The 18,183-nt window shown below is 71.6% G+C and carries 12 protein-coding genes and 3 pseudogenes; 10 read left to right on the top strand and 5 right to left on the bottom strand.

Translation table 11 applies throughout. The features are described 5' to 3' along the window. Positions 1–42: 42 nt before the first annotated feature. From WJ438_RS16605 to WJ438_RS16585, 5 genes and pseudogenes are all read left to right on the top strand, one after another. Positions 43–375, top strand: a pseudogene (locus tag WJ438_RS16605) (serine/threonine protein kinase); the annotation flags it as partial. Positions 376–438: 63 nt separating this feature from the next. Further along, positions 439–1,818 (top strand): annotated as a pseudogene (locus WJ438_RS16600) (serine/threonine-protein kinase); the annotation flags it as partial. A 126-nt stretch (positions 1,819–1,944) separates the two neighbouring features. After that, on the top strand, positions 1,945–3,687 hold the full coding sequence (locus WJ438_RS16595) for a serine/threonine-protein kinase (RefSeq protein WP_406725950.1): 1,743 nt from the start codon (positions 1,945–1,947) through the stop codon (positions 3,685–3,687). Positions 3,688–3,808: 121 nt separating this feature from the next. Continuing rightward, positions 3,809–5,423 (top strand): annotated as a pseudogene (locus WJ438_RS16590) (succinic semialdehyde dehydrogenase). A 35-nt stretch (positions 5,424–5,458) separates the two neighbouring features. After that, positions 5,459–7,288, top strand: a complete 1,830-nt coding sequence (locus WJ438_RS16585) for a GMC oxidoreductase (protein ID WP_406725949.1) — start codon at positions 5,459–5,461, stop codon at positions 7,286–7,288. Between the two features lie 85 nt (positions 7,289–7,373). Here the strand turns inward: WJ438_RS16585 and WJ438_RS16580 are convergent, their stop codons facing one another. Further along, positions 7,374–8,465, bottom strand: coding sequence for an LAETG motif-containing sortase-dependent surface protein (locus tag WJ438_RS16580; RefSeq protein ID WP_406725948.1), 1,092 nt, complete (start codon positions 8,463–8,465; stop codon positions 7,374–7,376). 314 nt (positions 8,466–8,779) lie between these two features. On the opposite strand from WJ438_RS16580, the gene WJ438_RS16575 reads away from it, so the two are divergent. Beyond that, a complete protein-coding gene (locus WJ438_RS16575; protein WP_406725947.1) occupies positions 8,780–9,970 on the top strand; it encodes a hypothetical protein in 1,191 nt (396 codons plus the stop codon). A 561-nt stretch (positions 9,971–10,531) separates the two neighbouring features. On the opposite strand, the gene WJ438_RS16570 is transcribed toward WJ438_RS16575, so the two are convergent. Then, positions 10,532–10,906: a chorismate mutase gene (locus WJ438_RS16570; protein ID WP_406725946.1), complete on the bottom strand. Its 375-nt coding sequence runs from the start codon at positions 10,904–10,906 to the stop codon at positions 10,532–10,534. Positions 10,907–11,255: 349 nt separating this feature from the next. On the opposite strand from WJ438_RS16570, the gene guaA reads away from it, so the two are divergent. Beyond that, on the top strand, positions 11,256–12,836 hold the full coding sequence (gene guaA / locus WJ438_RS16565) for a glutamine-hydrolyzing GMP synthase (protein ID WP_406725945.1): 1,581 nt from the start codon (positions 11,256–11,258) through the stop codon (positions 12,834–12,836). 3 nt (positions 12,837–12,839) lie between these two features. On the opposite strand, the gene WJ438_RS16560 is transcribed toward guaA, so the two are convergent. Further along, on the bottom strand, positions 12,840–13,313 hold the full coding sequence (locus WJ438_RS16560) for a pyridoxamine 5'-phosphate oxidase family protein (RefSeq protein WP_406725944.1): 474 nt from the start codon (positions 13,311–13,313) through the stop codon (positions 12,840–12,842). A 197-nt stretch (positions 13,314–13,510) separates the two neighbouring features. On the opposite strand from WJ438_RS16560, the gene WJ438_RS16555 reads away from it, so the two are divergent. The 3 genes from WJ438_RS16555 (at position 13,511) to WJ438_RS16545 (ending at position 16,460) form a co-directional block, all read left to right on the top strand. Continuing rightward, the gene (locus WJ438_RS16555; RefSeq protein ID WP_406725943.1) at positions 13,511–14,305 is read left to right on the top strand and encodes a class II aldolase/adducin family protein; all 795 of its coding nucleotides are present in this window, start codon (positions 13,511–13,513) and stop codon (positions 14,303–14,305) included. Positions 14,306–14,521: 216 nt separating this feature from the next. Continuing rightward, positions 14,522–15,802, top strand: a complete 1,281-nt coding sequence (locus WJ438_RS16550; protein ID WP_406725942.1) for a hypothetical protein — start codon at positions 14,522–14,524, stop codon at positions 15,800–15,802. Between the two features lie 127 nt (positions 15,803–15,929). Further along, positions 15,930–16,460: a DoxX family protein gene (locus tag WJ438_RS16545; protein ID WP_406725941.1), complete on the top strand. Its 531-nt coding sequence runs from the start codon at positions 15,930–15,932 to the stop codon at positions 16,458–16,460. A gap of 45 nt (positions 16,461–16,505) precedes the next feature. On the opposite strand, the gene WJ438_RS16540 is transcribed toward WJ438_RS16545, so the two are convergent. Beyond that, positions 16,506–16,739, bottom strand: coding sequence for a hypothetical protein (locus WJ438_RS16540; protein ID WP_406725940.1), 234 nt, complete (start codon positions 16,737–16,739; stop codon positions 16,506–16,508). Next, the gene (locus WJ438_RS16535; RefSeq protein WP_406725939.1) at positions 16,726–18,174 is read right to left on the bottom strand and encodes a PspC domain-containing protein; all 1,449 of its coding nucleotides are present in this window, start codon (positions 18,172–18,174) and stop codon (positions 16,726–16,728) included. Before WJ438_RS16535 ends, WJ438_RS16540 begins: the two co-directional genes overlap by 14 nt. Positions 18,175–18,183: the final 9 nt, after the last annotated feature.

The following is an 18,183-nucleotide window of genomic DNA, read 5'->3' as shown; positions in this document are numbered from 1 at the left end:
CACGCAGGAAACACCGAGGGAGCACCGAGGCGGCACTGGGTCGGTCTCGCCGCCGACGACTCCCCCGGCTTCCACGACCCGTACGAGCACCTGAGCGACCTGGACCAGCAGATGGGCCAGCGGCTGGTCGACTACCGGCAGGTGGGTCTGGAGCGCCGCGTCTACCGCGACCGCGAGAGCGCGCGGCTCGAGTACTCCTGGACCGCGTTGCCCAAGGACACGGAGTTCCCAGGGCCGTGCCGGGCCGTCGACCAGATGTACCTCTCGCGCGACGGGGCCGAGTACGCGATCTGCATGGCGGCCCCGGCCGAGGACTGGGCCACGGCGAGCAAGCAGTTCGAAACGGTCCTGCAGGGGTGGCGCGAACCTCGATAGCCGGGCGTGCTTGGCCGAATAGGCCTACCGGAGGGAACACATCCGGTGGGGCATGATGGGCCCATGGGGACCGAGGGGGAGCCCGGAAGCGGGTCGGCACGGCACAACGCCCGTGTCGTAGCGGGCCGTTACCGGCTGGAGGCGAGACTCGGCCGCGGTGGCATGAGCGTGGTGTGGCGGGCGACCGACCAACTGCTCGGGCGTGGCGTCGCCGTCAAGGAACTCCCCCACGACGAGACGCTCTCCGCGGCGGAGGCCCGGCGGCAGCGGGACCGCACGCTCCGTGAGGCACGCGCGCTCGCCCAGTTGAGCCACCCGCACATCACCGTCGTGCACGATGTCGTCGAGGACGACGAACGTCCCTACATCGTCCTGGAGTTGATCGACGGCGGATCGCTGGCCGACCATATCGCCACGCGGGGCCCGGTCGACGCCGCGGAGGCCGCGCGCATCGGCATCGACCTGCTCGGCGCACTTCGGGCCGCCCACGCGGCGGGTGTCCTGCACCGCGATCTCAAACCCGCGAACGTGCTGCTGGAGCGCGACACCGACCGGGTCGTCCTCACCGACTTCGGGATCGCCCAGGTCGCGGGGGCCACCACGCTCACCGAGTCCGGTTCCTTCGTCGGCTCGCCCGAGTACACCGCCCCCGAGCGGATGTCCGGGACCAGGACCGGTCCCGAGTCCGACCTGTGGTCGCTCGGCGCCCTGCTGTGCACGGTGCTCAGCGGTGAGTCGCCGTTCCGCCGGGACTCGATCGGCGGGGTCGTGCACGCGGTCGTGACCGAGGAGATACGGCCACCCGCGCAGGCCGGGCCGATCCTGCCCGTCGTACGAGGCCTGCTGGAGCGCGACCCCGACCGACGGCTGGACGCGGACCGGGCGGAGAGGATGTTGCGGGCCTTCCGCGAGACGGGCCGCACACCGGAGTACCCGCCGCTCGGATACGCCGTGGCGGCGGAAGCCGGAGGACGGGCGGGCCCCGGGGGAGGGACGGCCGGAGGAAGCGGGGCCGGGGGAAGAGCGGTCGGGGGAGGGGGTGCGGGAGGAGGGGCCGGGCACGGGCGCCCGGCCGACGGCCTCGCCGGGGAGCGTCCGGCCCGGCATCCCACGCGGAGCGTGCTCGTGGCCGCGCTGGCCGCCGCCGCGATGGCGGGCGCCGGGGTGTCCGCGGCGGCACTGCTCCTGGCCCATGACGGTGACGGGGGTGGAGGCGGCGGGGGCGGTACGCCGTCCAGCACGGGACCGCGGACACCCGCGAGCCGGTCTCCCGAACCCCGGCCGTCCGATACGCCACACCCGTCCCGCACGGGCCGCCCGTCGACCACGGCGTCTCCCACAGCGGCGCCTCCCCCGGCTGCGTCTTCCCCGGCGGTCTCCCCCACGACCGTCCCCACGGCCCCCGGCGCGTCTGTCACGTCCGGGGTGCCGTCCGGGGTGACGTCCGACGTGTCGTCACCGGCCGCGTAGCCGCATAAATGGGAGATAAGCCGCAGACGGAGTCACGGGTCTGTGACCGGAAGGCGTTCGAAGTGGCTCTGTGAGGGGTCGGCGCGATATGGATGGAGCATGAGCAGCAACGGGGGAGCCCGCCACGGCGGAGCGGACGAGCCGACGAGTTTTGATCTGCAACCGCCGGCTCCGTACTCGAACCCGAATCCGACTGCGTCCGGGCCGCATCCCGGCAACCCGTACGCGTCCCCCACGCAGGTGGTGCCGCCGCAGGCGCACAGCCGGCCGGGACCGCCGTCGCAGCCGCCCCACTCACAGCCGTCGCAGGACCCCGGCGTCGGTCGGCTCATCGCCGGTCGTTACCGGCTGCTCTCCAAGCTCGGGCACGGCGGCATGGGCACGGTGTGGCGGGCCGCGGACGAGACGGTGGACCGCGAGGTCGCCGTCAAGGAGCCCCGCGTCCCGGATCATCTTCCCGAACGCGAACGCGCCAACGCCTTCGAACGGATGCGCCGCGAGGCCCGTGCCGCCGCCCGGCTCGACCACCCGGCGGTGGTCAACGTCCATGACGTCGCGGTCGTGGACGGACAGCCGTGGATCGTGATGGAGCTGGTCCAGGGCCGTTCGCTGGGCGCTGTCCTGCAGGAGGAGGGCACCCTCTCCGCGCGCGAGGCGGCCAGGGTCGGCCTGGAGGTGCTCGGCGCGCTGGAGGCCGCGCACGCGGCCCGCATCCTGCACCGGGACGTGAAACCGGACAATGTGCTTCTCGGCCGGCACGACCGGGTCGTCCTCACCGACTTCGGCATCGCCCAGATCGAGGGCGAGACCAACCTGACCGACACCGGCGGCTTCGTCGGTTCGCCCGAGTACATCGCGCCGGAGCGGGTATTGGGCCAGCGTCCCGGCCCCGCCTCCGACCTGTGGTCCCTCGGCGTCGTGCTGTACGCGGTCACGGAGGGGGTCTCGCCGTTCCGGCGCAGCAACACGCCCGCGACACTCCAGTCCATCCTCAACGCCGCGCCCGCGCCGCCGACCGCCGCGAAGGGGCCGCTGGCCGAGGCCATCACCGGGCTGCTGCGGAAGGACCCGGCGCACCGTCCGAACGCCGCGCAGGTCCGGGTGCTGCTGGAAGCCGTCGCCAACCCGCCCGCGCCCCAGCCCACGCAGGTCGTCCACACCCCGGGCTTCGGCAACGGGTCCGGGCCCGCGTCCGGCGGCAAGGGCGGTGTGCGAGTCGGCTACAAGACGCTGGCCGGTCTGGGTGCGGCGGTCGTCGCCGGAGCGGTGGCCGCGTACCTGGTGATCGCGGATCCCTTCGCGGGGCCGCTGCCGGACGGCTGGAAGACCCACAAGGAGAGGGACGTCGCGGCGTCCGTGTCGGTGCCGAAGGACTACCAGAGGTCCGTGCCCGACCGGGAGACGGACAAGGACCACTGGGTCAGGTACACGGACTACAGCGGCAGCATCTGGGTCGGTCTGACGCTCGAGCGGAAGGCCGAGGACACCGGTAACGACATCGAGGGTTCCGCCGACGCCGAGATGTACGACGACGACAAGCGCTTCAAGGAGACCGGCAACTACTCCCTCGACATGCCGGAGAACCCGACGACGCATCCGAAGCCCAACCTCACGTACAAGGGGAAGCAGGCCGCGGAGAACACCGTCGTCTACACCACGAACGACAGCCGGGACCCCCGTCCGCGCGAGATGCGGATCTTCTACTACATGACCTCCTCCGAGGACATGTACAAGCTCACCATCAGCTACCCGGGCAAGGGCGACTTCACGGAACGCGGGCGCGAGGTGGCGAAGACCGTGATCGACAATCTGGACGTCGAGGAGCCCGTCGGCGAGCCCTGAACCGACCAACGCCCTGATCAGCGGGTTTGCTGCCAGCGTTCACTGGCGGGGTGTGTGAGCGGTCCGTGAATCTGTTACCGACGGGTACACAAAGCGTTCGCGTGGGCATACCCTGCGGCTCATGACGGACGCGCAGACCCTTCGGGACACCACCGGCACCAACCCTCTCGCCCCCGCTCCGGCGGGCGCCCGCACCGCGGCCGACGTGGTCACTCCCGAACTGGTCGCCCGGCTCACCAAGGGAGTCGTCGGTTCCGGGCGGACCGCCAACCACACGCCCTTCACCGGCGAGAAGCTGGCGGACCTCCCCGAGTCGACCCCCGAGGACGTGGCGCGGGCCTTCGATGCGGCCCGCACCGCCCAGGCCGTGTGGGCGCAGATCCCGGTACGACGGCGCGCCGCCGTTCTGCTCCGGTTCCACGACCTGGTGCTCGAACGCCAGGCCGAGGTGCTCGACCTGATCCAGCTGGAGACCGGCAAGGCCCGCCTGCACGCCCACGAGGAGGTCCAGGCCGTCGCCGTCGCCGCCCGTCACTACGGCCGCCGGGCCGCCGCGTATCTGCGGCCCAAGCGCCACGCGGGCGCCGTGCCGGCCCTCACGAAGGTCACCGAACTGCGTCACCCGCGCGGTGTCGTCGGTCAGATCGCGCCCTGGAACTACCCGCTCGAACTGTCCGTCGGCGACGCGCTCCCGGCGTTCGTCGCGGGCAACGCGGTCGTGATGAAGCCCGACACGGAGACCTGCCTCACCGCGCTCTGGGCCCGTGACCTGCTGATCGAGGCCGGGCTGCCCGCCGACGTCTTCCAGGTCGTGCTCGGCGAGGGGCCGGTCGTCGGTCCGGAGGTCGTCAGGCACGCCGACTACGTCTCCTTCACCGGCTCCACCCGCACCGGCCGCGAGGTCGCCCGGAGCGCCGCCGCCCGCCTGGTTGGCGTGTCCCTCGAACTCGGCGGCAAGAACGCCATGCTGGTCCTGGAGGACGCAGACCTGGACAAGACCGCCGCCGGCGCCGTCCGGGCCTGCTTCTCCTCCGCGGGCCAGCTCTGCATCTCCATCGAGCGGCTGTACGTCCACGAGTCGGTCGCCGACGCCTTCCTGGAGCGCTTCGCCGCCCGGACCCGCGCGATCCGCCTCGGCACCTCCCTGGCCTACGGCGCCGACATGGGCTCCCTGGTCGGCGAACGCCAGCTGGACGCGGTCACCCGGCACGTGGAGGACGCCGTCGCCAAGGGCGCCAAGGTGGTCGCGGGCGGCACGGCCCGTCCGGACGTCGGGCCGTACTTCTACGAGCCGACCATCCTCGACGGCGTCGAGGAGTCCATGAGCGTCTGCGCGGAGGAGACCTTCGGCCCGGTCGTCTCCCTCTACCGCTTCGGCTCCGACGAGGAGGCCGTCGAACGCGCCAACGCCACCCCGTACGGCCTGAACGCCTCGGTCTGGACGAAGGACGCCCGGCGCGGCCGTGAGGTGGCCTGGCCTGCGCACCGGCACGGTCAACATCAACGAGGGGTACGCGCCCGCCTACGGCAGCGTCCAGTCGCCGATGGGCGGCATGAAGGACTCCGGCCTCGGCCGCCGGCACGGCTCCGAGGGCATCCTCAAGTACACGGAGGCCCAGACCGTCGCGCACCAGCGGCTGCTGCCGATGGCTCCCTCCCTCGGCCTGGACGACGAGCGGTACGCGGAGTTCATGAGCCGGAGCCTGCGCCTGATGAAGGCATTCCGTTTCCGCTAGTCGGCCGGCCCCGCAGCTTTCGACGAGGAGAGCGTGTGTCACAGGAGAACTCCGTCCAGGAACGGAACGACGAACGCGAAGACGACACCGTGTACGACTATGACGTCCTCGTCGTCGGCTCGGGTTTCGGCGGCTCCGTCACGGCCCTGCGCCTGACCGAGAAGGGCTACCGCGTCGGCGTACTGGAAGCGGGCCGCCGCTTCACCCGCGACTCCCTGCCGAAGAACTCCTGGGACCTGAGGAACTACCTGTGGGCCCCCAGGCTCGGCATGTACGGCATCCAGCGCATCCATCTGCTGGGCAACGTGATGGTCCTGGCCGGCGCGGGCGTCGGCGGCGGCTCCCTCAACTACGCCAACACCCTCTACGTACCGCCCAAACCCTTCTTCGACGACCCGCAGTGGCGTGACATCACCGACTGGCAGGACGAGCTGAAGCCGTACTACGACCAGGCGCGGCGCATGCTGGGCGTACGGCTCAACCCGACGACGACCCCGTCCGACGTGCACCTGAAGGCGGCGGCCGAGCGGATGGGCGTGGGCGACACCTTCCACATGGCCCCGGTCGGCGTCTTCTTCGGCGACGGCGAGGACGCCGACGGCACGGTGAGGGCGAAGCCGGGGCAGGAGGTGGCCGACCCGTACTTCGGCGGGGCCGGGCCGTCGCGCCGGGCCTGTGCCGAGTGCGGCGAGTGCATGACCGGTTGCCGGCACGGCGCGAAGAACACCCTCAACGAGAACTACCTGCACCTCGCCGAAAAGGCGGGCGCGGTCGTCCATCCCATGACGACGGCCGTGTCGGTGACGGAGGACTCGCGGGGCGGATTCGCCGTCGCCACGCTCCCCACCGGCAATCGCCGCAAGGGCGGCGGGCGGACCTTCCGGGCCCGCTGCGTCGTGCTGGCCGCCGGCACGTACGGCACCCAGACACTGCTGCACCGGATGAAGGCCAACGGCCAACTGCCGCACATCTCGGACAGATTGGGTGAGCTGACCCGTACCAACTCCGAGGCGCTGGTCGGCGCGCAGACCGACGACCGCCGCTATCGCAAGGTGACAGGGGCGCCCAAGGTCGACTTCACCCGCGGGGTGGCCATCACCTCGTCGATCCACCCCGACGAGAACACCCATATCGAGCCGGTCCGCTACGGTCGCGGCTCCAACTCGATGGGAGTCCTGTCGATCCTCCAGGTCCCGTACGCGGGCGGCGGTTCGGGCGCGGCCAGGGTGCTGGGCTGGCTGGGCAACGCGGCGAGGCACCCCTGGCTGATGATGCGTTCGCTCTCCAACCGGCGCTGGTCGGAGCGGACCATCATCGGCCTGGTGATGCAGTCGTTGGACAACTCCCTGACGACGTACCTGAAGCCGACCGGGGCGGGCCGGGGGCTGCTCACCGCGCGGCAGGGCCATGGTGCCGCCAACCCCAAGCAGATCAAGGCGGCCACGGAGGGCGCGTCCGCCCTGGCGGCCGAGATCAACGGGTTCGCCGGTTCCAACATCGGTGAGCTGTCGGGCATGCCGCTGACGGCCCACTTCCTGGGCGGCTGCCCCATCGGCGCCACCCGGGACACCGGTGTGATCGACCCGTACCACCGCCTCTACGGTCACCCCGGTATCTCGGTCGTGGACGGAGCGGCGGTCTCGGCGAACCTGGGCGTGAACCCGTCCCTGACGATCACGGCACAGGCCGAGCGGGCCATGTCGTACTGGCCCAACAAGGACGAGCCCGACCGTCGTCCGCAGCAGGGGGCGGCCTACGAGCGGCTCCGGCCGGTCGAGCCGAAGTCGCCGGTGGTCCCGGCGGACGCGTTCGGTGCGCTGAAGCTGCCGTTCCTGGGGATGCCGACGGTGCCGCCGAAGAAGTAGCCGCGGCAGCCGGGCGAGCCGGGAAGGGAAAGAGGACCTGCGCCCCCCTCCGAGCGCAGGTCCTCTCCCCTTGTCCGCGACGTGCTTACGCCACCGCACCGGCCTTGCGGCGACGCACCACGAACACCGCACCCGCACCGGCCACGACGGCGGCACCGCCGAGGAGTCCGATCATCGGAAGCGCGGAGCTGGAACCGGTCTCGGCCAGGCTGCCGGTGGCCTCGACCGTCTTGACCTGGCTGATCGGCTTCGTGCCACCGGTCTGCGGCTTGGCGTCCGCCGGCTTGCCCGGCTCGGAACCGGCGGCCAGGATGTCGAAGAAGTAGATCCAGCCGTTCGGGTCGTCGGCGATCCAGCAGCCACCCTCGTCCGAGTAGTGGGCGAAGCCGATCGTCACGCCGACCGAGTCGGGCACGTCGCCGCTGACCCGCAGCCGCAGCTCGTACGAGGTCGACTTGTGGGCGCCCAGCGAGAACGAGGTGAACGTGCCGCCCTCACCGGCGGCCCCGGCGACCTCGCGCCAGGTGCCGCTCGACTTGTCGAGGACCTGCACGCTGATCTCGCCGGAGTAGTCCTCCACGTCGTCCCAGCCGATGGCCGCCACGCCGATCAGCGGAGAGATGTCCTTGATGTCACGGTCGCTCGTGTTGGAGACGTTGAACCGGAAGTTGGTCCAGCCGCTGCCCGCGACGATCGTCTCGGGCAGGCCCGACAGACCGCTCGTCAGGTCCTCGCTCAGCTCGAGGATGTCGTTGCCGTCCTCGTCGACGCACAGCTGGGCGTCGTCCCCGGGAGCACTCTCGCTCGGGCTCGGCGAGGTGGCGGGGCTGCTCTCGTCGGTGACCGGGTCGCCCTCCTCCTTCTCCTCCTCGTCCGTCGTGGTTTCGTCGGCGGAGGGGCTGGTCTCCTCGTCGGTCGCCGGGCTGCTTTCCTCTGTGGAGGAGTGGTTCTGCTCGTCGGCCGTCGTGGTTTCGTCCGTGGTGGGGCTGGTCTCCTCGTCGGTCGCCGGGGTGGTCTGCTCCGTGGAGGAGTCGTCCCCGTCCACGTTCACGGAGGAACTGCTGGTCGACGCGCTCGGCTGCTCGCCCGTCGCGAACGCGGCGGGGGCGGAGAGCAGGGCGAGCGGGGATATGACAGCCGTCGCGGCCGCGGTGACCATGGCACGGCGGAGCTTCATGAAGACCTCGGGAAGTCAGGTGTACCGCCGGTTGCGGTACGCGTCAGGGGAGGCCTCCGCGGTGGGGCGCGGGAGTGGCCCGTGGTTCCGGTGGGTTTGATCACCGAAGCCTGTGAATGGTTGTCCCGACCCTGACAGAAACTTTATGTGAGGTGGATCACTGATATGAGCTGATCGGCAACCGCGTACGCTCACCCTCCGATCCGCGTGGACGGACGTCCGACACCGCCTGACAGAGAGCGCGTCACCCAGTGCCCGAGCAGCAGCCGCCCGAAGAACCCGCAAGGCCGAAGTCGTCCACTCCGTCTGACGACGTGTGGGACAAATTCGTCGAGGACAGTGAGCGCGACATCCGCGGCTCCGCTCCGAAGGAACCGTCCGCGCGGGCGCGGATGGTGACCGAGCGGCTGCGCGCCATGGACGAGGCGCAGGCCAGGTCGAACGGCGGTGGCGGGAAGCGCCGTTGGGGCCGGAACAAGCCCGCCGCCCCGCCCGCCCAGCCCGAGGGATGGCGCACCGGTCCTGCCTGGCAGGACATGGACGGCCGCGCCACGCGTCGGCGCACGGGCTGGAGCGTCGTCGGCGTGCTGGCCGCCGCCGCGGTCGCGGTGGCCGCCGTCAATCCGTCCGCCGCGCTGTCCTGGTTGCCCGGCGGTCTCGGTGACGGGTTCGGCTCGGACGGGGCGAACGGAGTGGAAACGGCCTCCGTCGCACCGCTGGCCCCCGAGACCGCCCGCCCCACGAGAGCCCCTTCCGCAGAGCTCGCCGATATGCCCACCCGTGAGCGGCCGTTCGCCGGGTCTCCGGCCGCGCGGTGGGAGTCGGGAGCGGAGGCGATCCGGTTGCCGGAGGGGAAGGCGAAGGCCGTCAACGGCGTGTCCGCCGCCGCCGTCGAGGCCGCCCTGGACGGGGCGAGGGAGTTCCTGATCGCCTCGAACCTCGACCGTGAGGTGATCATGGGTGCCGAGCCGAAGAAGGCGCTGGCCCTCCTCGACCCGCTGATGAAGGACTACCTCGCCGATGTGCGCGCCGGGCTGCGCAAGCCCACGGTGGAGAACGACCCGGTGTGGATGTTCACCCGGTTCGACCCCGACGAGGTCGAACTGCTGGACGATGTGAGGGTTCGTGGCCGTCTGACGGTCAAGCCCGTGCGCGGAACCGCCGGGAAGGCCGTGGTCAAGGGCGACTACACCTTCGTGTACGCGCTCCACCGCCCCGGTGGCGGCGAGGTGGCCCGCGTGATCGTGCGTCGGGTGATCGAGGTGGAGGCGGTGGATCCCGTCAGGTTCCAGACGACCGACGGACACATCTGGCTCGCCGGCATCAACGGTGAGATCAGCAACGACGACTGCCGCGAGGGCGACGGGGTGATCCGTCCGATGTTCCTCGGCGATCCGGGTGGCGGCCCCGCGGCGACGGCGACGGGGGAGGCGCAGGATCCGTACGACCGGAGCCAGGGACTGGACGGGGCCGCCGAGGAATGCGGCGTCGTTTCCCGCACCTGACACCGCGTCCCGCGCGGATACCGGCCGCAGGGGAAGGGCCCCCGCGGGGCGGGGGGCGCGGAGGCCCTTCCCTTGCGTGAGCACCGACGTCAGGACGGCGCAGGTGCCGGGGAGCGGCGCAGGGGGAGCGCCGCTGGTCTCGTCTGCGGTCCGTCTCGTGTGCGGTCCGTCTCGTCTGCCGTCCGCGAGGACACTGCCCCCCGAGGACGCTGTCCGCGGAGGACCTGGGCCCGCGGTTCCGGCCGGACCGGGACTTGTCCCGCCGACCGGCCCCGGGCGTCCCCGGAGCCGGCCGTTCTCTTGGGTGACCGGGCTGCTGTCCCCTGCCGTCCGGTCACCTGTCCGGAACGAGGTCCCACGACGCACGGCACGATCCGTACGTCTCATCGCTCCGGCGAGCCACGCGTGGTTCCTTCGGGCCCGCCCCTGGCTGACACGGACACCCGGACCAACGGCGCGACCACGGCTCCGGTCACGCGCCGTACGGGTGAGGGGGATGCGTACGCCTGTCCCTGGAACACGGATCCAGTCGCCGGTGGACGGCAGCGGTGCCCGGCCGGTTCAGATCCTGCCGCGGCTCAGCTCCAGCAGGGTCATCGCGAGCGTGGTGCCCGACTTGCCCAGGGCGTCACTGTAGTGACTGAGGATCTCCATCTCGCGGGAGAGGTTCACACGCCGGCCGCCGGAGGTGATCCGTTCCCGCTGGATGACGGCCGACACGGCCATCCGTTCCTGGACCAGGCCGATGATCCGGTCGTCGAGGGCGTCGATCCGCTCGCGGGCACCGGTGATCACGTCGGCGGCCTCGGCGGTGCGGGCGCCGGTCCTCTCGGTGTGCGCCATGCCAGTGCTCGGAGCCTCGGCGCGCGTGGTGTCGCCGCTCGTGCTGCCGGTGCTCGTGCCGGCGGTGCTCATGAGGTCGGTGGTGGTGGTCATGCCGGGGCTCCTCGTCGGGTGGGGGTGCCCCGGAGCGACCGGGTCCGAAAACGCCAGGCGCCCCGGACCTTGTCGGCCCGGGGCGCCTGGGAAGTCGCTTGTCAGTTGCTCAAGCAGCACGACCATGGCAGCCGGTGGGCCGGTTGCCATAGGTAAACAGGAAGGTCGAGTGCGCGAGCATGGTTCCAGTATGCCGCGCCCGCCCCGACCGTCCAACACGGGTCGCATGCTGAGACGGCGACGGAGACGGGCCCCGCCGTACGCGGCTCCGGGAAGCGGGGGGAGGGCCGCACGTCCACCCCGGTAGAATCGGGAGGCACCAGACCCGCCCACCGCCGGAAGGCACCTCGTGTCCTCAGCGACTTCCGCTGCCCACGCGCCCGACACCGTCCTGGTCGTCGACTTCGGCGCGCAGTACGCCCAGCTCATCGCCCGTCGCGTCCGCGAGGCGCGGGTCTACAGCGAGATCGTGCCGAGCACCATGCCGGTCGCGGAGATCCTCGCCAAGAACCCGGCGGCGATCATCCTCTCCGGCGGCCCCTCGTCGGTGTACGAGGAGGGCGCCCCCACCATCGACCGCGCGCTCTTCAAGGCCGGCGTCCCGGTCTTCGGCATGTGCTACGGCTTCCAGCTCATGGCGCGGACCCTGGGCGGCCAGGTGGACAACACCGGCGCGCGTGAGTACGGCCGTACCGAACTGCGCGTCTCCAAGACGTCCTCCACCCTCTTCGAGGGCACCCCGGGCGAGCAGGCCGTGTGGATGTCGCACGGTGACGCCTGCTCCGCCGCCCCCGAGGGTTTCGCCGTCACGGCCTCCACGGACGTCGTCCCAGTCGCCGCCTTCGAGAACGACGACAAGAAGCTCTACGGCGTCCAGTACCACCCCGAGGTGATGCACTCCACGCACGGGCAGCAGGTGCTGGAGCACTTCCTGTACCGGGGCGCGGGCCTGAGCCCGAGCTGGACCACCGGCAGCGTCATCGAGGAGCAGGTCGCCGCCATCCGCGAGCAGGTCGGTGATCGGCGCGCCATCTGCGGTCTGTCCGGCGGGGTGGACTCCGCCGTCGCCGCGGCCCTCGTCCAGAAGGCCATCGGTTCGCAGCTGACCTGCGTGTACGTCGACCACGGGCTGATGCGCAAGGGCGAGACCGAGCAGGTCGAGAAGGACTTCGTCGCCGCGACCGGCGTCCAGCTGAAGGTCGTGGACGCGTCGGAGCGGTTCCTGACCGCGCTCAAGGGCGTCTCGGACCCCGAGCAGAAGCGGAAGATCATCGGCCGCGAGTTCATCCGGGTCTTCGAGCAGGCCCAGGCCGAGATCGTCGCGGACGCGGGCCCGGCCGTGGAGTTCCTGGTCCAGGGCACCCTCTACCCGGACGTCGTCGAGTCCGGCGGGGGCACCGGCACCGCCAACATCAAGTCGCACCACAATGTGGGCGGCCTCCCCGAAGACCTCGAGTTCCGGTTGATCGAGCCGCTGCGCCAGCTGTTCAAGGACGAGGTCCGGATGGTCGGCGAGGAACTCGGCCTGCCGGAGGAGATCGTCCAGCGGCAGCCGTTCCCCGGCCCGGGACTCGGCATCCGTATCGTCGGCGAGGTGACCAAGGAACGGCTCGACCTGCTGCGCGAGGCCGACGCCATCGCCCGCGAGGAGCTCACCGCGGCCGGCCTCGACCGGGACATCTGGCAGTGCCCCGTGGTCCTGCTCGCGGACGTCCGCAGCGTCGGTGTCCAGGGCGACGGCCGCACCTACGGCCACCCCGTCGTCCTGCGCCCGGTGTCCTCCGAGGACGCGATGACCGCCGACTGGTCGCGGCTGCCGTACGACGTCCTCGGGAAGATCTCGACCCGCATCACCAACGAGGTGCGGGACGTCAACCGCGTCGTCCTCGACGTGACCTCCAAGCCGCCGGGGACCATCGAGTGGGAGTAGCCGTCAGCTCCGTGTGAGCGTGCGCACCGGTTCACCGGGCTTCCAGACCTGGAGGACGAGATACGTCTCGTCCTCCACGGAGGTCCGTACGACCTCCGTCAACTCGGTGCGGAAGAGGTGGAACGGCTCCGGCGGCCCCACTTCTTCGGAGTATGCGGCCCGGGTGTCCGCGTCCTCGACCTCGAACGCGCGCCCGCTGATCCGGACGTCCCCGCCGCCCATGCCCGTGCCCGGCCCCGGGTTCGCCTGGAGCGCGAAGCGCGGGTCGCGGCGCAGGTCGCGCGCCTTGAGCGAGTCCGGCATCATGCCGAGCCACAGCTCACCTTTCAGGAAGCGCACCTCGAGGCCGGTGGTGCGCGGCGACCCGTCCTTGCGCAGGGTCGCGAGGACGTGGTGGGTGTGCGCGCCGAAGCGCTCCTCCACGGTCTTCGCGAGAGCGGGTTCGGCGGAGGCGAAGGCCTTCCAGTTCGTGTGCATGGGCCGAGTGTGGCGCGGATACCGGACGTCTTGTGTCGGGTATCCGCGGTGTCCTCCGGAGGGAGCAGCAGCCGGCGTACGGGGCCGGGGTCGTCGCGTTTGTCACCCGGCACCGCCATCTTTATGGAAGGGGCCTGTCGTCCGCGGCTGCACGACGGTAACTTCCGCACCATGCGAAATCCCCCGCAGGAGGACTGATGCACGGGCCCACCCCGCCCCTGCCGTTGCCCACCGACAAGCTGCGGTTCGCCATGCCGCCCATGCACGAGTCGATCGAGGACGAGCGCCGGCACCGCAAGGAGCGGCTGGCGGGCGCGCTGCGGTTGTTCGGGCGACTCGGCTTCGAGGACGGCGTCTCGGGGCACATCACCGCCCGCGATCCGGAGTTCAGCGACTGCTTCTGGGTCAATCCGTTCGGGATGCCCTTCCGGTACGTCACCGTGAGCGACCTGGTGCTGGCCAACCGGGACGGCCAGGTCGTCCAGGGCGGCCACCACGTCAACCAGGCGGCGTTCACCGTGCACGCCCAGGTGCACCTGGCCCGGCCCGACGTCGTCGCCGTCGCCCACTGCCACTCGGTGCACGGCCGCGCGCTCGCCGCCCTCGGTGACCTGCTCGACCCGATCACCCAGGAGAGCTGCGCGTTCTACGAGGACCACGCCCTCTACGACACCTACAGCGGTGTCACCGTCGACGCGGACGAGGGCAGGCGCATCGCGGCCGCGCTGGGATTCCACAAGGCGCTGGTGCTGCGCAACCACGGACTGCTCACCGTGGGCGACTCGGTGGACGCGGCGGCCTGGTGGTTCGTGTCCATGGAACGCTCCTGCCAGGTGCAGCTCAGCGCGAAGTCCGCGGGCCTGCCCGTCCTGATCGACCACCGGCAGGCCGTGGCGACACGGGAGCAGCTGGGCGGAGACCTGGTGGCGTGGATCAACTACCAGCCGATGTGGCAGGACATCAGCCGCAGCGAGCCGGATCTGCTGGGCTGACCGATGAGCTCGGCCACGGTCGGCCACGGGGGGATTGCCGCGGGGGGGATTCTCGTGGCCGGGTCAACATGACGCCTCGAACTTCACCCCCACTGGCCGGACCTGCCGGGTGGGGGGCCGGAAGTAGGGCACAATTCGCAGTCGTCGCAGGGGAGTCGCGTGCACCGATGGTGAGAGTGAACGTGTACGCGGACATGGGGAAGGCGGGCTTCGGTCGTGGCGGTGCGGGAGGCGGGACAGGGCGGCGCGGTCGCGGGCGCCCACGAGGGCGGCTGCGCCTGCGGGGACTGTCCGCACGGGGTGCGTGAGGGGCACCGGCGCGCGGTCGCCGCGTTCCTGCTCAAACGCGAGGAGTTCGCGGCCGGGCACGGGCTGCCCGCGGCGGTCGCCCACTCGGCGTCCGCCTCCCGCCAGTGGGTCTCGGAGGAGCTGGCACAGGCCGCGGAACTCGTCGCCGAGCGCGGCCGGGCCGAGGGCACGGCCTGGCTGGCGCGCCTGTGGCGTCGGACGGCGGTCGTGGTGTGGGCGGCGGTCGTGCTGTTGCTTCTGGGCCAGGCGCTCACGGCGATCGGCTCGGGCTGGAGTGCCGCGCGCACGGCCGGGTTGCTGGCCGCGCTGGTGGTGGCCGGCGCGCTGACCGCCGCTTCGTGGTTCCACCGCGCGCGGGGCGGGGTACTGGCGCCGGTGATCGGGGAGGACAACCGCCTTTCCACGTCCCGCGCGGTGGCGGCCTCCTGGGTGCTGTTCCTGGCGTACGCGGTGCTGGTCCTGGTGGGGCGACTGGCGGTCGCCTCCGAGCACCGGGAACGCGACGCGCTGATCGCGGGGCTGGAACTGGCCCGCGGTGCGGGCGTGGTGACCGTGCTCGCCGTGGTGTCCGGGATCGCCGTAGTGGTGCGGCGGGTGGTCGGACTGCGGGTGCAGGGGCAGCGGCTGCAGAAGGTGCGCGCGGACCGGCCCCGGGCGGCCGATCTGCTGACCGACGACGCGGGACGGGGTGGCTTCGCCGACATCCAGTACGTCGTGATCAGCGCCGTCGCGCTGGTGTTCGCGGCGGTGCGACTGGCGCGGCGGCCGGACCAGTTGCCGGATCTGCCGTGGGGGCTCGCGGTGGTCGTGCTGGTGTCGGCGGCGACCTATCTCGCGGGGAAGTACGCGGAGGGCGGCCGGCCGGTCATCCTTTCGGTGGTACGGGCGCGGGAGGCGGGCGACCTGGACGCGCCGATCCGGACCGGCGACGACATCGAGATCCGGGGCACCGGCTTCGTGCCGATGGGCGCGCAGGGAGCCGACCGGCTGGCCCGGATGGTGGTCCGGGTGGGAGCGGTGCACGTCCATGTGCCGCTGGTGCCGGTGACGGGCGGTTTCGACAACCCGACGGACGCCCTGCTGACCGTTCCGGTCCCGGCGGAGGTGGAACCGGGGCGGGTGGAGGTACAGGTCGTCACGGCAGCCGGGGTGGAGACGAACCGGTACGCGATCGACGTGACGGAGTAGTCGGACGGAGCAGTCGAGGTGACGCTCCGAGGGAATCAGGGCGGCAGGGGATTGATCCGGCCTTGATTGTCGTACGTATGGTCTGTCGAGAGGATCTCGGTACGGCGGCGAGAGGCGACAGACGGCGATGACTCAAGGTGTGCGCACGGATACGTACAGCCCTCGCTTCGAGGGTGACAGGAACTGGCGGGACACCGCCACGCGGTACGCGCTCCTGCCTCTGCGGATCTTTCTGGGCATCACCTTCCTCTACGCCGGACTGGACAAACTCACCGACAGCGCGTTCATGAAGGACGCCGGGGCCGGGTCGATCGGCGACATGATGCGTGCCGTCCGCGACTCCTCGGCCGTTCCCGCGCTGGTCGACATGTCCCTGGAGAATCCCGTCGCCTTCGGGTACGCCATCGCCTTCGGCGAGTTGGCCGTCGGCATCGCGACCCTCATCGGTCTGCTCGCCCGGCCGGCCGCCCTCGGCGGCGCGCTGATCTCCCTCAGCCTGTGGCTGACGGTGAGCTGGGCCGCCGAACCGTACTACTACGGCAATGACCTCCCGTACCTGTTCTGCTGGGTACCCCTCGTGCTGGCAGGTGCCCCCCTGCTCTCCGTGGACGCCGCCCTCCGTGGACGCCGGCGACAGCGGGTGGGCGGCTACCGGTAGGGCCGCCCTCACCCGCGGCGAAGGTGCCCGGCCCGGCCGCCTTCGTCAGGTCGGTGACTTCGCGTGGCTCTCCCGGTCGCCGGACCGTCTGTGCCGGCGTATCAGGCCCGTCACGCCGCCCACCGCTCCGGCCAGGCACAGGCCGCCCGTGACGACGGGGAACACGACGAACCACGGGGTGTGCCAGGCGCCGCCCGCGTCTCCGGCGTAGAGCACGGCGGCGAGGGTGAGGGAGGCGCCGGCGACCAGCCTGCCGGGCTGGAACTCATGACGTAGCACGGCTCACCTCCGCCTGTCCGGCACCGATCTGGAGGTCCAGGTCGAGCGTGCCCGCCTTCTTGACGCCCGCGGGCGGATCCAGGGTCACCTCCTTGTGCTTGTCGGGTGCCACGTCCACGTCCTTCCGCAAGTCGCCCGGCAACTGGATGTCGCCCAACCCGATCTGGATGTTCAGCCGCACGGTCACGTCCTCGGGCACGATCACGTGGATGCGGCCCAGGCCGACGTCCGCCCGTGTCGACACGGTCTGCCCCTCGGCCACCCGCACCCCGGACAGATCAAGGGTGCCGCTCCCCGTGCCCAGGTCGTACGCCGGGCGTATCTGTGCGACCGAGGCGGGCTCCCAGGTGGTGCGCATCCACTCGGTGCCGATGTCCTTGGGCATGGCCGCAGAGGCGGCCAGCAGCCCCGCGGTGACGACCGCCAGGATGATCGATCCCGCCCCGGTGCGGCCCAGGAACGCGCTGACCGCCACACCGACGCCGAAGACGGCGAGCGCACACGCGAGGCCGGTCTGCAAACTGGTGCCGAGCGGATGCTCCTGCCATGTCAGGCCCGTGCCCAGGCCGGCCGCGAGCAGGGCGAGCAGGAAGACCCAGCCGCCGATCCAGCGGGGCCCTCGAGGCTCGGCCGACCGGGGGTGCGGGGTGCGCACGTCACCGTGGCCGGAGCCGTGGGGGTCGAGGCGGACGTTGACCGCTGCGGCGACGTCCAGGTCGCGGGAGTCCCCGGGGCCCCACAGATAGCCCGTACCGCCGATGTGCGTGCCGTCCTTGACGAGGGGATCGCGCCACCACGAGGAGTAGGCGACGGGAACCGGCGGCGCCTGGGGCTCCGGCGGGGCGTCGGCGGCGGCCTGGGCGGCGAGGGGGTCGGGGCTGGGGGTACCGCGCTGCCGGGACCAGTACCCGGCACCGGCGAGCAGCAGGGAGAGCATCACGGCGAAGCTCAGCACCCCGCCGTTGTTCAGCATGGTGAGGAAGACGCCGCAGCCGACCAGCGCGAAAAGTATCGCCGCCAGCGTATGGCCGCCGACCCGGCCGGTCAGCAGTCTGCGGATCTCGTTCTCCTCCTCGCCCTCGTACGGGACGAGGAGCCAGGCGAAGCCGTAGAAGATGAGGCCGACGCCGCCGGTGGCGGAAAGCACCGCCAGTGTGATGCGGAAGATCACCGGGTCCATGTCGCACTGCCGGCCGAGCCCGGAGCACACCCCGCCGAGCATCTGGTGCCGGCGGTCGCGCCGGAAACGGTGCGGCGACTCGGGCACGGGGGCCTCGCCGGGAGGGTGCGGAGCTCCGGCGGAGGCGGTCTCCCCGGCCGCCGCACCGCCTGCCGCGGACGCGGTAGGCGCGGCATCCCGCGGCCCCGCGCCCTCGGGAGGGCGCGGGCCGGAGCCGGGTCCCGGACCCGTCGCGGAGTGCTGGTGATCTGTCATGGGTCCATG

The organism is Streptomyces sp. GD-15H (assembly GCF_045291515.1).
Taxonomy (GTDB): Bacteria; Actinomycetota; Actinomycetes; order Streptomycetales; family Streptomycetaceae; genus Streptomyces.
The sequence above is the reverse complement of the archived record's forward strand: the minus strand, read 5'-3'. Positions and strand labels throughout refer to the sequence as shown.